Source organism: Pseudomonas mandelii (assembly GCF_006438925.1).
Taxonomy (GTDB): domain Bacteria; phylum Pseudomonadota; class Gammaproteobacteria; order Pseudomonadales; family Pseudomonadaceae; genus Aquipseudomonas; species Aquipseudomonas mandelii_C.
Window position 1 is genome coordinate 132,355 of sequence record NZ_RCZA01000003.1, and the last position, 17,502, is coordinate 149,856.

Here is a 17,502-nt window from a genome sequence, read left to right on the forward strand (position 1 = left end):
TTAAAAGGATTAACGCCATGAACATCAATCTGCAACTCGACGCCCTGCGCAGCGCTTATCGCATCGGCAACATCACGCCCCGTGAACTGCTGCTGAGCCTGCGCGATAAAGCCGCGGCGTTGAACCCGGACTATCACCTGTTCATCCACTTGCTCAGTGTTGAAGAACTGGAACCGTACCTCGCGGCACTCGACGGTCGTGACATTGAAAGCCTTCCGCTGTTCGGCGTGCCGTTCGCAATCAAGGACAACATTGACCTGGCGGGCATTCCGACGACCGCTGCGTGCCCGGCGTTTGCCTACGTGCCCGAACGTTCGGCGACCATCGTCGAGCAATTGCTGGCGCTGGGGGCGATTCCGTTGGGCAAGACCAATCTTGATCAATTCGCCACTGGGCTTAACGGCAGTCGCTCACCCTATGGCGCGTGCCCAAACAGCGTGTTGCCGGAGTATCCATCGGGCGGTTCCAGCGCCGGGTCTTCACTGGCGGTGGCGCTCGGCGTGGCGAGTTTTTCCCTGGGTACGGACACGGCGGGCTCCGGGCGTGTGCCGGCGGCGCTGAACAATCTGGTGGGGTTGAAAGCCAGCAAAGGGTTGATCTCCACGGCCGGTGTGGTTCCGGCCTGCCGCACCCTCGATTGCGTGACCACGTTCACCGCGACTGCTCGGGAAGCCAGTCAGTTGCTCGCGCTCACTGCGCACCTTGATCCCCGCGATGAATACAGCCGCAGCAATCCGTTGTGGAATGACGGCTCGGCGTTTGGTGCGCCTCGCCCCTTCCGCTTTGGCGTGCCGCGCGCTCAGGATCTGGAGTTCTTCGGCTGCCCTGAAGGCCCGTTGTTGTTCGGTGATGCCATCGATCAGCTCAAGGCTTTGGGTGGTGACGCCGTGGAGCTGGATTTTTCACCGTTCCTTGAAGCGGCGCGTTTGCTCTATGAAGGGCCGTGGGTGGCTGAGCGCTACAGCGTCGCTGGCGAATTGATGGAGCAAAACCCTGAAGCCGTACTGCCGGTGATTCGCGCGGTGCTGGCCAAGGCTCCAGCGGTGAACGGCGTGCAAACTTTCCGCGCCCAGTACCGGCTGCAAGCCCTGAAATCCCTGTGCGACCAGGCGCTGGACGGTCTCGACTGCGTGCTCACACCCACCATCGGCCGCCCCGTCACGCTGGCGGAACTGGACGCCGAGCCGGTGCTGCGCAATTCGGAACTGGGCTACTACACCAACTTCATGAACCTGCTCGATTACGCCGCCGTCGCCGTGCCCAGCGGTTTCATGGGCAATGGTTTGCCTTGGGGCGTGACGTTGTTCGGGCGGGCGTTTACTGATCAGTATTTGTTGAGCGTGGCGGATGCCTTGCAGCGCCAGCAAGGTTTGGCGACACCGGTTCCGTCGGCTGTCGCACGCAATGATCGCGCGCGATTGGTGGTGTGTGGCGCGCATCTGGATGGGTTGGCGCTGAATTGGCAATTGAGGCAGCGCGGGGCTCGACGGGTCGAGACGACGTTCAGCTCGCCGGACTATCAACTGTATGCCTTGGCCGGCGGCCCGCCGTTTCGTCCCGGGATGGTTCGCGTGAAGGACGGGGGGGTGGCGATTGCCGTCGAGGTTTGGGAATTGCCGAGCCATGAGCTGGGTTCTTTTCTGACCGGTATTCCGGCGCCACTAGGGTTGGGCAAGGTGCAATTGGCGGATGGGCGTTGGGAGAGTGGGTTTATTTGTGAGGCGTATGGCTTGGAGGGGGCGGTGGATATTAGTTACCTTGGTGGATGGCGTGCGTATCTTGAGACTCGTGTCTGAGCCGGAATCGCCCCCTCCCCCTAACCCTCTCCCGGTGGGAGAGGGGACTGACCGAGGTGTTCTTTCGAGTTACATCGACCTCAGATATTGAGTCGAACTCAAGTTTTGAAAAGCGTGAAGTTCGGCTCCCTTTCCCCCTCTCCCCCTCTCCCCCTTGGGGAGAGGGCTGGGGTGAGGGGTCGATCTGCCCGAGAGCACGGCTCCATATCAAGACATTCAAATCGCCAGCCATTCCCCCCACAAATGCAGCAGTTATTTCCCGGCAGTGCCATTAGAATGCCTGCCATCGGGTCACTGCCAACGGAATCGTCATGCCGCTTCGCTCGCCGCTGTATTCGCAACGTTCGTTGGTCCTCACGCTGATCGCGTTGCTGGGCGCAGGCTTTCTCGCCACATCCTTCCTCAGTTACTACGCCTCGCGAGCGTCGATCCGCGACAACATCATCAACACCGAACTGCCGCTGACGTCGGACACGGTCTACTCGGAAATCCAGAAAGACCTCGTCAGACCGATCCTGATTTCCTCGATGATGTCCCGCGACACCTTCATGCGTGACTGGGTGGTAAACGGCGAGCTGGATCCCGAAAAAATGACCCGCTATCTCAACGAGGTCATGACCCACTATGGCGCCTACACCGCATTTTTCGTTTCCAACACCAGCCTGACCTACTACCACGCCAAGGGCGTGCTCAAACAGGTCAAAGCCACTGAACCCCGCGATGCGTGGTATTTCCGCGTACGAGACATGGCCGATCCCTACGAGATCAATGTCGACCCGGACCTTGCCAACAAGGACAACCTGACCTTCTTCATCAACTACAAGGTCTACGACTACAACAACCGTTTCATCGGCGCGGCGGGTGTCGGTCTGACGGTGGATGCGGTGATCAAGCTGATCGACAAGTATCAGCAGCGTTATCAACGCAGCGTGTTTTTCGTCGACAACTTCGGGCGCCTGGTACTGACGGGCGCCGAGGGTGGCCCAGAAGGCGCGCGGATCGGGCGGACCCTCGGCGAGCTCGACAGCATGAAGGACCTGGTCAGCCAACTGCCCAAACCTCACAGCGGTAGCTACGAATATTCCGTCCGGGGCCAGGGACATTTCCTCAATGTGCGTTTCATTCCGGAGCTGAACTGGTACTTGTTCGTCGACAAACGCGAAGACGGCGCCCTCAGTGAGATCCGCCAATCGCTGTACCTCAACCTGCTGATCTGCCTGATCGTCACGCTGATCGTGCTGGTCCTGCTCAACCGGGTGATCAAGCGCTACCAGGGCAAGATCCAGGCCCAGGCGGTCCTCGACAGCCTGACCGAGTTGCCAAACCGCCGCGGTTTCGACCTGTTGGCGGCGCAAGCCATGCACGAAGCCCAGCGCGAGCCCAAACCGCTGACCGCGTTGCTGCTGGATCTGGACCATTTCAAGGCGTTGAACGACACCTACGGTCACCTTGCCGGCGATCAGGTGCTGATCGGCTTTGCACGGGATCTGGAGAGTTGCCTGCGCCACTCCGACATCGTCTGCCGTTGGGGCGGGGAGGAATTTATCGTGTTGCTCAAGGACACTGATGGTGAGACAGGTCTGATGATCGCCGAGAAAATTCGTCAGCATGTCGAGCAACAGCGTTATGCCTACAACGATCGGACCTTGCAGCTGACCGTCAGTATCGGCCTAACCACCTTGCAGACGGATGACACCTTGCACACGCTGCTGTCGAGAGCGGATCATGCGATGTACCGGGCCAAGCAAGCCGGCCGTAACCGCACCTGCGTGGAAATGCCTCACTCCAGTTATGCATAACCCTACATGAGTAAACCCGACCTCTGCCCGGCGTGCGGCGCCTCCAACGACTGCACGCTGGCCGACCCGCGAACCGCCGATCGGGCCTGCTGGTGCTATGGCGTCAGCATCGACCCGGCGGTGCTCGAAGCGCTGCCGCCCGAACTGCGCGACAAATCCTGTTTGTGCCCACGCTGCGCGCAAGTCGAAGCGCAGCTGTAAGCAACCGCACAACCGATCACGTAAGATACGCGCCCCATTCCTACCGATCCCTCGTCATGCGCATTGACCGTTTTCTCAGCAACCTGCCGCGCTTCAACCGTAAGCAGGTGCGTCTGTTACTGGTGGAAAAGCGCGTCAGGATCGACGGAAACATCGTCAGCGACCCTCACGCCGACGTACTGGAATTCAGCCGCGTGGAAATCGACGATGAGCTGCTGCAAGTCGGCAAGCCTGCACGCTACTTCATGCTGCACAAACCGCCCGGCTGCGTCAGTGCCACCCGCGATCCGCAACACCCGACCGTGCTCGACTTGATCCATGAGCCGGACAAGGAGGACCTGCACATCGCCGGACGCCTGGACTTCAACACCACCGGCCTGATGCTGATCACCAATGATGGCAGCTGGTCGCGACGCCTGACCCAGCCGCAAACCAAACTGCCCAAGGTCTACTACGTCGAGACGGAGCAAGAGATTGGCCCGCAATACGCATTGAAATTCATCGAAGGCCTGTACTTCGCCTTCGAAGACCTCACCACCCAGCCCGCCGAGCTGGCCGTACTCGGACCAACCTCCGCACGACTGAGCATCGTCGAGGGCCGTTATCACCAGGTGAAGCGGATGTTCGGCCATTTCGACAACAAGGTGCTGCGCCTGCACCGCGAAAGCATGGGCCCGCTGGTGCTTGACAGTGCCCTGAAACCGGGCGAGTACCGCGCATTACGCACTGAAGAGATTCAATTGTTCTAAGCAGGCGACCGCTCAGCAGAAGTTGTCGAACAATTTGCCAAAGATACTTGCGCGATGACGTGACCCCTGCTTGAATCAGGACGTCGGCCGAAATGTGACCGACGAGTCACAACATACTTCTAAGAAACTTTTTGCCGGTAGAGAACCCTCAGGTTCCGCTTTCCCCCGGCAGACTGCCCTCCAATAACAATACCCGTCGACCGGCCTGCATTGGATCGACATGGGCTCCAAAATTCCAGGCGTATGCCTACCTGTCACAAAGCTCGTGCAATCTCATTTGCGCGCATACCCGCTTGCTTGGAGTCTTATGACATGAGGCCTGAAATCGCTGTGCTGGATATACAGGGTCAGTATCGGGTTTACACGGAGTTCTATCGCGCAGACGCCGCTGAGAAGACCATTATTTTGGTCAACGGCTCGATGGCCACGACTGCGTCGTTTGCACAAACCGTGAAAAACCTTCACCCGCAGTTCAATGTGGTCTGCTACGACCAGCCCTACGCGGGCAAGTCGAAAGCCCACAACCTGCACGAGAAATTGCTGACCAAGGAAGTCGAAGGGCAGATCCTCCTGGAGCTGATCGACCACTTCGCCGCCGAACACGTGCTGTCGTTTTCCTGGGGTGGCGCCGCGACCCTGGTCGCCCTGGCCCACCAGCCACGGCGCATCGAAAAAGCCGTGATCAGTTCGTTCTCCCCGGAGATCAACGCGCACATGCTCGACTACCTCGAGCGCGGCATCGATTACCTCGGTAGCCGGGACGGTGACCGGGTCGGCAACCTGGTGAACAGCACCATTGGCAAACACCTTCCGACGCTGTTCAAGCGCTTCAATTATCGGCACGTCAGCTCTTTGGCCGAGCATGAATACGGGCAGATGCACTTCCACATCAGCGATCTGCTGCACAGTGATCGCCAGTGCTTCTTCAAAGCCGCGGAGAAAATCAACGTGCCGGTGCTGTTCATGAACGGCGAATGGGACGAGTACACCGCTGCCGACGGCGCCCGATTGTTCGCCAACCACGTGCAGGACGCCACCTTCAGCACCCTGCAGGCCACCGGCCACTTTCTCGACATGGAGCACAAAGCAGCTTGCCGAGACAGCCGCAACGCACTATTGGGCTTTCTGAAACCTTCGCAACACGAAAGCCGACCGCGTTATCACTACGTCCAGAACCAACATGCATTGGCCATTTGAAACAGCGTCATCGCGAGCAGGCTTCGCCCTACAGTGTTGAATGCATTCCTGTAGGAGCAAGGCTTGCCCGCGATAGATCGTCATGCGGTCTCTGCTTTTGTTTCATCTGCGCTAAAGCCGTCGCGCGCAAAGAAAAACTTCATTTCTACGCCCACATCTGGTACAAAGTCAGCCGCTCTGAGCGGGTGTCGTATAATGGCATTACTCCAGCTTCCCAAGCTGATAACGAGGGTTCGATTCCCTTCACCCGCTCCAATCGAATTTGGTCTCACGTCAGGAGGGTTTTGACGGGAGATGCAGGAACACAAAAACCGGTCCGTTGTGACCGGTTTTTTTATGTCCAGAATTTAGGGTGCCGGGGAACCTGCCGGGAGCATCAGACCGCATGCTTCCCATCCCCATGCCTGAATGATATGCAGTGCTATACTTTTTTATGGCTTGAATGAAGCGCACAACGTTCCCCACAGGTACTGATACCGACTGCAAATCTCGACTGGCAGCTGCAAGACAAAGGAGGTCTACGGCAAGCACGAGATGGGAGGTGTGGCATGAATCGACACTATTACATCAGCAACAATCTCGACGATCTTGAAGCCGTTGAAAATGAACTGGAAGCCAGCGGCATCAATTCCGAACAAATTCATGTGCTCAGTCAACACGTTGCCGATGTTGAACAACATCACCTTCACGAAGTTAACTCGTTAATGGAACAGGATGTTGTTCGCTCTGGCGAAATTGGTGCAGTGATCGGTGTGCCACTCGCGGCGCTGGTTCTTGGCGGCGCCTATTGGCTGGGCTGGACCGAATCCGCCGCAGGCTGGATGCCTTTTATCTTTCTTGCCATTGTTGTATGTGGCTTCTGCATCTGGGAAGGCGGTTTTTTTGGTATTCAGGTGCCAAACACTCACTTCCGCAGTTTTAAACAGGTGGTAGGAGAGGGAAAACATATTTTCTTCGTAGATGTCGAGCCGGCTCAGGAGTCGGTATTGGACGGGGTTATCGAACATCACCCAGCGCTGGAGATTGCCGGCACGGGAACCGCAGCCCCCCACTGGACAGTGGCCTGGCAGCACAAATGGCATCAGTTCAAGCGAGTGATATCGGGTTAGCCCCTGGAGACTGAAGGCCATCCGGAAGCTGCTTATTGGCCGAAGGAAATGACCCGGCTGAGGAAAACATAGTCCGCCTCGGTGGCCATCAGTCCGACGAGTACCAGCAAACACAAAGGTGGCACCAGTATGGCGTAGACCATGGCCAACCGTTCCCAGGCCATATGCATGAAGATGGAGACAATCAAACCTGCCTTCAACAACATGAAAGTAATAATCAGGGACCACCTGAGGTAGCCTTGGAAGTGAAAATAGTCGACAAGATACGACATCGTACTGAGGACGAATAACAGCCCCCAGATTTTGAGATACAAACTAATCGGATGTTGTTGACCCTGAGCATGTGCCATCACCCGTGCTCCTCTACCATAAATAGAAGAAAGCAAAAATAAACACCCACACCAGATCCACGAAGTGCCAGTAAAGCCCGGCTATCTCGACGTTCTGATAGTTCCCGGAGCGCTCATAATCTCCCCGCATTACTTTCATTGCCACAATGCTGAGGTAGATGGCGCCGATTGACACATGCAGCCCGTGAAAACCGGTAATCATGAAAAAACTCGCACCAAATTGCGCCGCCCCCATAGGGTTCCCCCAGGGACGCACCCCTTCTGCGATGAGCTTGCTCCATTCGAATGCCTGCATGCCGACGAAGGTCACACCCAAGGCAGCGGTCGCCAGCATAAGGGCTGTGGTTTTCGCACGATCATGGCGATAGGCGAAATTGACTGCCATGGCCATGGTGCCGCTGCTGCTGATCAGCACAAAGGTCATGATGGCGATCAGAATAAGCGGGATTTCTCTACCGCCGATCGTCAATGCGAACACTTCACTGGGGTTCGGCCAGGCGGTGGTGATGGTCATGCGTACCGACATGTAGCCGGTTAAAAAACAGGTGAATATAAACGTATCGCTGAGCAGGAATATCCACATCATCGCCTTGCCCCAGGGGACCTGCTTGAAAGCCTCCTTATCCGAGGACCAGTCGCTGGCGATGCCCTGCCATCCTGCTGCTGGCGGCAAGCTGGGGGGATTGGATGAACTGGACTCGCCTGGGGCGGGTGAATGCGATGCCATGGCTTTTCACCTCAGGCCGCAGAATCTGGCGATGGCTTCATAGGTTTGCGGCGTGCTGGTCAGCAGAGCGAATAGCACGAACCAAAGACCCAGTAAGTAATGCCAATAGATGGCGCACAGCTCCACGCTAGCGCTGAGTTGAGGCAGCGGCACATGACGCAGGAATTTGGCGACGGTTCTGCCCCAGGCGATCAACCCGCCCAGCAGGTGGAGCCCATGCACACCGGTCAACAGGTAGAAGAAGCTGTTGGCCGGATTGCTGGCGACAAAGTAGCCCCAGGCGACAAACTGCTGCCAGACCCAGAATTGCCCCACCAGAAAGGCAATTGCAAATACGCCCCCCAATACAAAGCCAATGACCGTTGCGTCCAGTCGAGCCTGTCGCGCGGCCATGCGTGACCACTGCAGTGCGATGCAACTGAATGCCAGAAAAGCCGAATTCACCCACAGCGGCCATGGATTGGCTAACGGCGCCAAGGGCTCTGTCAGGGGTAGCCAGTCGGTCATTTGTGAACGGGCGATAAAGGCGAGCAAGAAGAGAAAGAATAACGAACTCACCACGACCAGAAATAAGCGCAGGCCTATTCTTGCGGTTTGGTTTCGGTCGGCACCCTCGCCGGCCTGAATACCCTCCGGATCGCGATTCCAGCTGCCGCCGGGGTCAGCGCCGTCGGCGTTTCTCAATAGCAACCGGCTCATGTTTTAACGTCCGCTATCTTGGTTCCGACACTCAGTTGCCGCATCTGCTCCAGCTCCTCGGCGGAGACTGTTTGCGGAACGAAATCCTGTTCTATCCCCGGCACACTGTAGTCATAGGCCCAGCGATGCACGACCGGCAGCTTCGCTCCCCAGTTACCGTGTATCGGCGGGGTGTTCGGTGTTTGCCATTCCAGACTGGCCGCGCCCCAGGGATTACTGCCTGCGGGTTTGCCCTTAAATGCACTCCAGGCCAGGTTGAACAGGAACAGCAACTGGGAAACGCCGACGGTCAATGCGACCACCGTAATGAAAGCATTCAACTCTTGCGCCGACTGCGGGATGAACGCGTAGTTTTCATAGGCGTAGTAACGGCGTGGCATGCCCTGGAAACCCAGGTAGTGCATGGGGAAGAAGATGGCGTAGGTGCCCAGAAAGGTAATCCAGAAATGCAACTTGCCCAGGGTGTCGTTCAACATGCGCCCGGTGACTTTCGGGAACCAATGATAAATGCCACCGAACACCACCAGTACCGGTGCAACCCCCATGACCATATGAAAATGGGCTACAACGAAATAGGTGTCCGAGAGCGGGATATCAACGATCACATTGCCCAGAAACAAGCCGGTCAGACCGCCGACCAGGAAAGTGACGATAAAGGCCAGGGCAAACAGCATCGGCACAGTCAGATGAATGTCGCCGCGCCACAGGGTCAGCACCCAGTTGTAGACTTTCAGTGCGGTCGGCACCGCGATGATCAAGGTGGTGGTCGCGAAGAAAAAGCCAAAGTACGGGTTCATTCCGCTGACATACATATGGTGCGCCCAGACCACAAAGCTGAGTACGCCAATCGCAATAATGGCCCACACCATCATTCGGTAGCCGAAGATATTTTTACGCGCATGCGTGCTGATCAAGTCGGACACCAGACCAAACGCAGGGAGAGCAACGATGTAGACCTCCGGGTGGCCGAAGAACCAGAACAGGTGCTGGAATAATATCGGGCTACCGCCCTGGTGATCGAGCGACTGCCCCAACGAGACCATCGCCGGCATAAAGAAGCTGGTGCCCAACAGCTTGTCAAACAGCATCATGACTGCACTGACAAATAACGCCGGGAAGGCCAGCAAGGCCATGATCGAGGCCATGAAGATTCCCCATACGGAGAGCGGCATGCGAAACAATGTCATGCCGTGCGTGCGCGCCTGCAACACCGTGGTGACGTAGTTCAACCCGCCCATGGTGGCTGCGACAATAAAAATCGCCAGTGAGACAAGCATCAGGATGATGCCCCACTCGACCCCTGGTGTCCCCTGAGAAATGGACTGTGGCGGATAGAGCGTCCAGCCCGCACCGGTGGGACCGCCGGGGACAAAGAAACTGGAGAGCAGCACGAGTACCGCTAGCAGGTAGAACCAGTAACTCAGCATGTTGACGTAGGGGAAGACCATGTCGCGGGCGCCCACCATCAGCGGGATCAAATAGTTGCCGAAGCCCCCCAAAAACAAGGCCGTCAGCAAATAAATGACCATGATCATGCCGTGCATGGTCATCGCCTGATAGTAAGTACTGGCGTCCATGAACGCCAAGCTGCCGGGGAAGCCTATCTGTATGCGCATCAAGTCGGACAACACCACGGCGATAAGACCCACGAACAGAGCCGTCAAGGAATATTGAATGGCTATGACCTTGTGGTCCTGACTCCAGATATATTTGGTCAGGAAGCTTTTGGGTTCGTGTAGTGCTTCTGTTTCGGCTTGCTCCGCATAGGCCATCACGTCATCCTCCTGTCGAAGTTTCGGTGCATTCCTGGTTGCTTTACGGCTACTTCCCTGGTTGCGCCTTGCTCGCATCAGCGTCGGCATTCGCTTTGGATTTGATAAAAGCGATCAGTGCGTTCAGGTCCTTGTCGCTCGGAGTAAAGGCCGGCATGACGGCCGCGTAGCCCTTGACGATTTTGGCACCGGGATTAAGAACCGAATCTTTTATATAGTCCTCATCGACCTTTATGCTCGTACCGTCGGCAAGGGTTTCTGCCTTGCCATACAGGCCCTGCCAGCTGGGGCCAACACCCTTGCTGCCATCGACACTGTGGCAGGCCAGACAGCCGAGCGACTGAGCCAACTTCTGTCCCTGTGCCGCCAAGTCGCCACCTGGGCTCGACGCTTCGCCGGGAGTAGGTTCTTTGTCTTGCTGCCCGGCACCGAGTGATTTGATCAGGGCGACGAGCGCACCCAGTTCATCGTCATTGAGAGTATAGGTCACCATGACCGGCGGGTAGCCTTGTACCAGTCGGGCCTTCGGATCGAGGATCGACTCTTTTACGTAGGCCTCATCGACGAGCACGCTGGTGCCATCGGCAAGCTGTTCAGTGCGGCCGTACAGGCCCTTCCATCCCGGGCCGAGACTGGCACTGCCATCCTGGCTATGGCAGGCACTGCAGCCGAGTTTTTCGACCAACTGGCGACCTTTTTCCAGCACGCTGTCCCGACTGGGTTTGGCAGCTGTCGTTAATGTTTGCGCAAAAGTTGGTTGGCTGTTCAGCCATTGATCGAAGGCATCCTGTTCTTCTACGATCATATGGCCGCGCATATTGTAATGACCTACGCCACAATATTCAGCGCAAAGGACTTCATATTTCCCCGTTTTAGTCGGTGTAAACCAGAAGTACGACACCATCCCTGGCACCATGTCCATCTTGCTGCGCATTTGTGGGACATAGAAATCGTGCAGCACATCTTTAGAGCGCAGTAAAACTTTTACCGGCTTATCGAGCGGAAGGCGAACGTCATTGTTTATTATAAGTACATCGTCCTGCCCAAGAGGATCCTTGGGGTCGAGGCCGAAGGGATTGGTGGAATCAACAAACTTAATATCCGATTTGCCCAGCTTCCCGTCCTGGCCGGGAAAACGAAAGGCCCATTGCCACTGCTGGGCAACCACTTCAAGTTCATAAGCATTTTTCGGCACCCGGATAAAGTCACTGTAAACAACCAGGCCTGGCGCCAACATCGCGGCAATCGCTACCGAGGTCACGATAATCAACCATGTTTCCAACTTTTTATTTTCTGGCTGGTAGGCCGCCCTGGCACCTTCCTTGTGACGGAAACGTATCACGGCCACCGCCATGAATAGGGTGACGGCGACGAAAAATATTCCGCTAATGATCAGGGTGATGAACAGGGTGGTGTCTATTGACCCCCAGTTGGACGCTGCCGGTGTCGCATGCCAAGGCGCTAATATATGGAACAGCACTGATGCAATAACGATTAGTACAAGAATAATTGCCATTGCCATTTTGCTTTCATCCTATTCCTGTTACTCATCGGCATGCATAAGCATCGCCACAGAACAACATCGTCAAATCCGTACTAATCTGACGCCAAAACAGGCTAGACAAATACCACCTATCTTTGTGGCAAAGTCCGCAGGAAGTATAGTTCATGGCCGGAACAAGCGCTTTTTGCTGAAAAGCCTTATTGCCTGGATATTCCAACTTCAGCATCAACTTGATCACTTAAAACCTATTCGCTATATATAACTGTAACTCTTCAGCAACACATTTCGCCTGAACGACAGTCGAGTAAGCGGGGCCCGGTTGCCAGCTATAATTAGGTCTGATTACGGAAGGCAAAAATCGGCAAGCGCCCGCAAAAGTCTTTGCCTATGCATAGCGGTCAGACAAGTGACGGCCAAGAGCTACAGCGTCCAGCCGTCCACAACGGAGATTTCGTCATGAGTGCCTTGACGATCGAAGGCTGGTGCAAAGTCAACGGAGAACAAAAGTCGACCCCTGTGGGTGAAATCCATTTTTACGTCGATGGCCCCCTCCATCGGGGTCTGGAGCAAGCTGAAGAACGCCTGCAGAAGACCCATGAGCGTGAAGCCATGGTCGATGTCGACATGGACACTCTGGAGTTGAACTTGCCGGAGGGATACGGCCCTTTGTCCGACTGCCAAATGCGCGTCTATATACACAACGAACGCGGTCAGTTCCATCTGGTCGGGCATCGAGCGAGTGATGGAAGCTTGATCTATAGCAACGCGGTTTTGATTGATCAGCTGATTGACGCCTAGCTACGACGGAATTCTCGGCCATTGGTACGCGAAAGGGACAGACGAAAAGAGCGGAATCTGTCCCTTTTTCATTAATTCATCAGCGCGTCGCAACAATAAACAACCGTGGGAACGGCAGCAGCACTGAACCATCGGTCAACTGCGGATAGGCCAGCTCGATCGCGGCCTGATACTGCTTGAGATACTGCGCCCGCTCCGCCTCATCCAGCGGATCAAGAAACGGTCGCAATCCGCTGCCCTTGAACCACTCGACCACACCAGACGCGCCGCCAGCAAGTGGATGATGGTAAGTCGTGCGCCACACATCGACACGGGAACAGTGGGCTCGCAGCATCGAGTAATAACCACTGGCATCTGCCATCTCCGTCCGCTGCCCGGCGGCGCCCGCCAGCTTGCCAACCCATGGACCATCGGCTGCAACTTCGCGCATCAAGCGATGCGAAGGTTCGTTGAGATTGTCCGGCATCTGGATCGCCAGGCTGCCACCTGGGGCCAGCTTGCTCGCCAGTGCAGGCAGCAACTTCGCGTGATCAGGTAACCACTGCAACACCGCGTTGGCGAAAATCACATCGAACGGGCCGTTTTCGTTCCAGGTATCAATATCAGCCGTATCGAATTGCACCTGCGGCAAGCGCTTGCGGGCGGCGGCGATCATATCGGTCGAACTGTCCAAGCCACGCACCGCGGCATTGGCGAAGCGCTCAACCAGCAACTCGGTTGAATTGCCGGGGCCGCAACCGATGTCGATTGCCGAGCGTGCGTCCACAGCAGGGATCGCGGCCAGCAGGTCACGGGCGGGACGTGTGCGTTCATCTTCAAAAGCGACGTATTGTTTGGCGGACCAACTCATTGCGTTCTCCTGTCGGTGCGTTGTCATGGGCAGGGCAGATAACAGTTCGCTACGATACGCCGACCGATGTGCTCTGCCCTATCCGACCTATGGCGAAAGATGTCAGTTGACCCAACCCCCTCGTTGCCAATACCAGCCATTATTACGCTGCTCCCAGTGGGGATGCACATAACGATAGCCCGGTCGTTCCGGCACCCAGTGGCCATGAACAGCGACATAACGCCCACCTTCCCAACGCCAGTATCCTCGGGACCAGACGTACCCCGGACGCGCCACAGGCTCTACTTCGATTACGCGTTCCGGTGGCGGCTGCGGTGCAATGACTTCAACGTACTCATGCTGCACCGGACGCCGCTCATGAACGACCCGCTCCTGCACACAGCCGGACGCTGCGAACATCACCGCCAATAACGCCATATAACGTAACCACATGCTGCCTCCTCAGGCTTGACCGCCGCATTGAGTGAATCAGCAAAAATCCCCCCTTTTCCAGCCACGCTCCTGCTTGGCTAATTGATCTTGTAGCAGGTCGTATCTGTCTATTACCTGAACTTGTATGACTTGGCACCGACATAACAACGAGAATTTGAATGAGCATTTTTTATCGCAAAATCTTCTGAAGTCATAACCAAACCGACCGTTCGTCGAACTAGAAGCCAAGCAATTTTGACAGCCTAAAATTCACATCTATAGTCCAATCGCGGCCCGTCGGAAGGAACCCGAACCCGTTAGTTTGCACGCAAGGAGCAAGGCCAGCTCATGCCCGTGACAGGTGGGTTCCGCCCGTAGTGTGTTCGCAACGGCCGTAAGGCAAGCAAGCGTTGTTTTGCCTGGAAGATGCCAGGCATTCACTATGAACAAGGAGCTTTACTATGTCTCGAGTCACGGATGTACTTGTTTCAATCGACACTGAAACCATTCTGAAAAACTACCCGAACATCAGCAAAAACCCTGCCTCGCCGACGTTAATCGACGTCAATCATGTGTACATGGTGACCAATCAGAACAACGTGGTCAGCGGCCAGGCCGGTGGCGAACTCAACTTGAAAGCCCAGGTAGGCGACTTGATTCGCTGGCGTGAAACCAGTCTGTCGCAGAGCTTCGAGACTGCAGTGATTTTCTACAAGTTCATCGGCAATGTCGGCAACGACTTGATCTCCACACCCACGCCCCGCAAGGCTACAGCGTGCGTTGCCGTTCCCAACACCAGCAACCCGTCGGTGCCTAGCTGCCAGAAAGTCGACAACCATTACTGGTCTTCAGAAACACTTTCATGCGGCAGTGTGACCTACCACTTCCACTTCCTGATCGTTGATCGCGACTGCAAGATCGTAGGCTGCTGCTCGTGGGATCCGTTCATTACCATCCGTAACTGACGATGACCAGGCCCCTTGGAGACAAGGGGCCTGCCGAGTTCGTTGCCGCTTCGGCCGGGACGGGATGTCTTGCTTGAGCCGATGCGGCTGCCGTCTTGAATCAACATCATGAAAGGAATCCATGATGACTTCTGAACCGATTGCCTCCCCCTCGATGAGTATCGCGCCAGCCAATAATGTGCTGCTGATCGTCGATGTCGAATCACTGCTTTCACGCTATCCGCAACCCAGTCTTGAGCCGAAAAATCCGACCGGGATTGAGGAAGGCTTCATCTTTTCCATCAGCGGTACAAATCTCACACAAAGTACAATTAATGACAGCCCAATGACGCTTGCCGCAAATAACGGAAAGAACTTTCAAATCCGTGGCAGGACCGTCAGCTTGCTCGCCGAACACAGCGTGGTGTTCTACGAGATGTCTGTCGGTGATGCCGGGGTACTTTCACCGCCTGAACTGGTGGTCCACGCAAACCTGACAGTCCCCGCACCCGATCCCGAAAACCCGACCCAACCGGGCAGCCACACGGCCGATGATCATTATTGGCACTGTACGCAATTGGCGGCTGGGGTAGCGGCGTGCGAACTGAAATTCATGCTGATCAATAAAAGCTGCGAGGCATTGGGGTACTTCAGTTGGACGGTGGACGTGAAGTTGGCGGAGTGAACAGAAATCCAAAAAAACCGGCCTCAAGGGCCGGTTTCTTCTGCCAATCGATCATCGTGGTTAGTCGTAATATCCAACAGTCTTCTTCAAGTGATCTGAGTATTCGTAGATATCGTCTATCGAGTTTATTGCGTGCCGGGTTTCATTTTTCTCTTCGTCAAATATGCCGATGTATTTTTGTGAACGATTGAAGTGCAGACGACAGATCGGTTTGCGGTTGTTGTCGTCGAGCAGAATGCCGAAGTAGCTCTGGGTGTCGCGCTGAACAATCCGCTTCGCATCGACAACAGACCGAACGACGGCACGGACGATGTGATACCCCTCCAGTTCTTCCAGCGTTGTCAGAACCTTGTCCTCTGACTCGTCTCGCAAATCCGGCTGCTCAGCACCACTGGAAGAAGCCGGCAAAGAGGCTAACGCGGGTTGAATAGCACCGCTCATGGCCGACTTGAGCCTGTCGTTGATTTGGTCGTTGAGAAACTGCACCACGGCCTTTCTCGTTAGCTCATAGAACTGTTCACGGACCTTCTGAGTAATCACCCCGTCGTATACACGCGACGCGAACACCTTCACAAAGTCGTCATCAGGCTTGCTGACCTGCGAAGCAATGACCTTTTTGATTTGGCTGACGTACTTCAGCTCACCTGCGGCGCTAATGATCGAATCCACATCGAAGGCTGACTTGGTGAGCTTGACCAATTCGGGGACGGAATACTCGTCGATATCCAGAAGGTCGAGTTCAAGAAATGGCTTCTCATCCATCTTGTTGGGTGCATCCAGGTCGGTGAAAAACTTGTAGACCTGACCGTTGGTAAGGATAGAGATTCGGGCGCTGGTGACGTGGAAGTAGCGAAACAACTGGGAGGCGTGATTTATGTGCAACGGCTCGCCTATTTTTTTGCACTCGATGAGGATTTGAACCTCCCCCCCCTTCATGATTGCGTAATCAATTTTTTCTCCCTTTTTCGTTCCAATGTCGCAAACGAATTCGGGGGTCACTTCGGTCGGATCGAAGACATCGTAGCCCAGCACCGTGCTGATAAATGGCATGACAAACGCGTTCTTGGTCGCTTCTTCCGTCTTAATGGCAGCGCCTTGCAAACGAACTTTGGCGGCTAAGCTTGCTAACTTTTCGAAGAATTCCATGAGTGGCCTCTTACCTGGTTTCGATCCGTGAGATTGCATGCTGGCAAATTGACTGCCATTGATACTAGTCACAAACCCGCACAAAGAAAGATTCCAGCCAAGAATTGAGAACCGCCTAGATTTCTTCTACCCAGCTCTCGTTCAATCTGTCTTTGACATCACCAAGATCGCAGCCTTCGGCAGCTCCTACGCCGACCATATTCCAATGTAAAAGGTATCAAGCTCAGAAAACCGTTTTTTCAGCGGGCACAGATAAGTAATTAGAATTTCCAACACGCCGTCGCTGTCTGAAAATCAGGCGCATCCCTATAAGGAACACGGCTATGAAATTCGCAAAAGTCGCTCAGAAACTTGCCCTGTGGGCGGGCAGCCCCAAGACGTTCATGGGGGCGATCATTCTGATTTTTCTGTGGGGTCTGAGTGGGCCGATTTTTCACTTCAACGACACTTGGCAACTGATCATCAATACGTCGACCACCATCATCACCTTCCTGATGGTGTTCCTGATCCAGAACACCCAGAACCGCGATACGGATATTTTGCATTTGAAGGTCGATGAGTTGCTGCGGGTGACGAAGGAGGCGCAGAACGCGATGCTGGGGCTTGAGGCGCTGGACCTCAAGCAGTTGGAAGCGCTGAGAAAGCAGTATCGGCAACTTGGCGAGGGCCAAACGATTTCCCTGGACGGGACCGTCGTCCAGGAAAAAGGTAAGCAGGATTTGAATGAATGCTGATCGGGATCATCGCGGGTGGCCCGAGGTCACC

18 protein-coding genes and 1 tRNA gene are annotated in these 17,502 nt (G+C 55.5%); 11 read left to right on the forward strand and 8 right to left on the reverse strand.

Annotation, left to right across the window (positions count from 1 at the left end; translation table 11 throughout):
* Positions 1 to 17: 17 nt before the first annotated feature.
* From atzF to EAH74_RS07690, 7 genes are all read left to right on the forward strand, one after another.
* Positions 18 to 1,796 (forward strand): allophanate hydrolase, encoded by a 1,779-nt coding sequence (gene atzF, locus EAH74_RS07660; protein WP_140677425.1) that lies wholly within the window; start codon positions 18 to 20, stop codon positions 1,794 to 1,796.
* A 311-nt stretch (positions 1,797 to 2,107) separates the two neighbouring features.
* Positions 2,108 to 3,595 (forward strand): sensor domain-containing diguanylate cyclase, encoded by a 1,488-nt coding sequence (locus EAH74_RS07665; RefSeq protein WP_140677427.1) that lies wholly within the window; start codon positions 2,108 to 2,110, stop codon positions 3,593 to 3,595.
* A 6-nt stretch (positions 3,596 to 3,601) separates the two neighbouring features.
* Entirely contained in the window at positions 3,602 to 3,796 is a 195-nt protein-coding gene (locus tag EAH74_RS07670) for a cysteine-rich CWC family protein (RefSeq protein WP_140677429.1), read from the forward strand.
* 56 nt (positions 3,797 to 3,852) lie between these two features.
* Positions 3,853 to 4,545, forward strand: a complete 693-nt coding sequence (locus EAH74_RS07675) for a pseudouridine synthase (protein WP_140677431.1) — start codon at positions 3,853 to 3,855, stop codon at positions 4,543 to 4,545.
* A 312-nt stretch (positions 4,546 to 4,857) separates the two neighbouring features.
* Complete coding sequence (locus tag EAH74_RS07680; RefSeq protein WP_140677433.1) at positions 4,858 to 5,742, forward strand: alpha/beta fold hydrolase; 885 nt, start codon at positions 4,858 to 4,860, stop codon at positions 5,740 to 5,742.
* Positions 5,743 to 5,923: 181 nt separating this feature from the next.
* Positions 5,924 to 5,997, forward strand: a tRNA-Gly gene (locus EAH74_RS07685).
* A gap of 293 nt (positions 5,998 to 6,290) precedes the next feature.
* Complete coding sequence (locus EAH74_RS07690; protein WP_140677435.1) at positions 6,291 to 6,851, forward strand: magnesium transporter; 561 nt, start codon at positions 6,291 to 6,293, stop codon at positions 6,849 to 6,851.
* A 32-nt stretch (positions 6,852 to 6,883) separates the two neighbouring features.
* Here EAH74_RS07690 and EAH74_RS07695 read toward each other — a convergent pair whose 3' ends face one another.
* Genes EAH74_RS07695 through EAH74_RS07715 form a run of 5 tightly spaced genes read right to left on the reverse strand, consistent with a single transcriptional unit; the run spans position 6,884 to position 11,921 of the window.
* On the reverse strand, positions 6,884 to 7,201 hold the full coding sequence (locus EAH74_RS07695) for a cytochrome C oxidase subunit IV family protein (RefSeq protein WP_123366811.1): 318 nt from the start codon (positions 7,199 to 7,201) through the stop codon (positions 6,884 to 6,886).
* Between the two features lie 13 nt (positions 7,202 to 7,214).
* A complete protein-coding gene (locus EAH74_RS07700) occupies positions 7,215 to 7,928 on the reverse strand; it encodes a heme-copper oxidase subunit III family protein (protein WP_140677437.1) in 714 nt (237 codons plus the stop codon).
* A gap of 6 nt (positions 7,929 to 7,934) precedes the next feature.
* Entirely contained in the window at positions 7,935 to 8,627 is a 693-nt protein-coding gene (locus EAH74_RS07705; protein ID WP_140677439.1) for a cytochrome c oxidase subunit 3, read from the reverse strand.
* Positions 8,624 to 10,399, reverse strand: coding sequence for a cytochrome c oxidase subunit I (gene ctaD / locus EAH74_RS07710; RefSeq protein WP_140677948.1), 1,776 nt, complete (start codon positions 10,397 to 10,399; stop codon positions 8,624 to 8,626). Before ctaD ends, EAH74_RS07705 begins: the two co-directional genes overlap by 4 nt.
* A gap of 49 nt (positions 10,400 to 10,448) precedes the next feature.
* Positions 10,449 to 11,921, reverse strand: a complete 1,473-nt coding sequence (locus tag EAH74_RS07715) for a c-type cytochrome (protein ID WP_140677441.1) — start codon at positions 11,919 to 11,921, stop codon at positions 10,449 to 10,451.
* A gap of 438 nt (positions 11,922 to 12,359) precedes the next feature.
* Here EAH74_RS07715 and EAH74_RS07720 point away from each other — a divergent pair, with 438 nt between their 5' ends.
* The gene (locus EAH74_RS07720; protein ID WP_140677443.1) at positions 12,360 to 12,701 is read left to right on the forward strand and encodes a hypothetical protein; all 342 of its coding nucleotides are present in this window, start codon (positions 12,360 to 12,362) and stop codon (positions 12,699 to 12,701) included.
* A gap of 79 nt (positions 12,702 to 12,780) precedes the next feature.
* Here EAH74_RS07720 and tam read toward each other — a convergent pair whose 3' ends face one another.
* Positions 12,781 to 13,551 carry a trans-aconitate 2-methyltransferase gene (gene tam, locus EAH74_RS07725; RefSeq protein WP_123366817.1) on the reverse strand — a complete coding sequence of 257 codons (771 nt, stop codon included), beginning with the start codon at positions 13,549 to 13,551 and terminating at the stop codon, positions 12,781 to 12,783.
* A gap of 102 nt (positions 13,552 to 13,653) precedes the next feature.
* Positions 13,654 to 13,983: a YXWGXW repeat-containing protein gene (locus EAH74_RS07730; protein ID WP_082555838.1), complete on the reverse strand. Its 330-nt coding sequence runs from the start codon at positions 13,981 to 13,983 to the stop codon at positions 13,654 to 13,656.
* Positions 13,984 to 14,423: 440 nt separating this feature from the next.
* Between EAH74_RS07730 and EAH74_RS07735 the strand changes: the two genes are divergently transcribed.
* Entirely contained in the window at positions 14,424 to 14,927 is a 504-nt protein-coding gene (locus EAH74_RS07735; RefSeq protein WP_017336890.1) for an inclusion body family protein, read from the forward strand.
* A 124-nt stretch (positions 14,928 to 15,051) separates the two neighbouring features.
* The gene (locus tag EAH74_RS07740) at positions 15,052 to 15,591 is read left to right on the forward strand and encodes an AidA/PixA family protein (protein WP_140677445.1); all 540 of its coding nucleotides are present in this window, start codon (positions 15,052 to 15,054) and stop codon (positions 15,589 to 15,591) included.
* A gap of 60 nt (positions 15,592 to 15,651) precedes the next feature.
* Here EAH74_RS07740 and EAH74_RS07745 read toward each other — a convergent pair whose 3' ends face one another.
* Complete coding sequence (locus EAH74_RS07745; RefSeq protein WP_140677447.1) at positions 15,652 to 16,737, reverse strand: type I restriction endonuclease; 1,086 nt, start codon at positions 16,735 to 16,737, stop codon at positions 15,652 to 15,654.
* A 323-nt stretch (positions 16,738 to 17,060) separates the two neighbouring features.
* Here EAH74_RS07745 and EAH74_RS07750 point away from each other — a divergent pair, with 323 nt between their 5' ends.
* Entirely contained in the window at positions 17,061 to 17,471 is a 411-nt protein-coding gene (locus EAH74_RS07750) for a low affinity iron permease family protein (protein WP_140677449.1), read from the forward strand.
* Positions 17,472 to 17,502 lie beyond the last annotated feature (31 nt).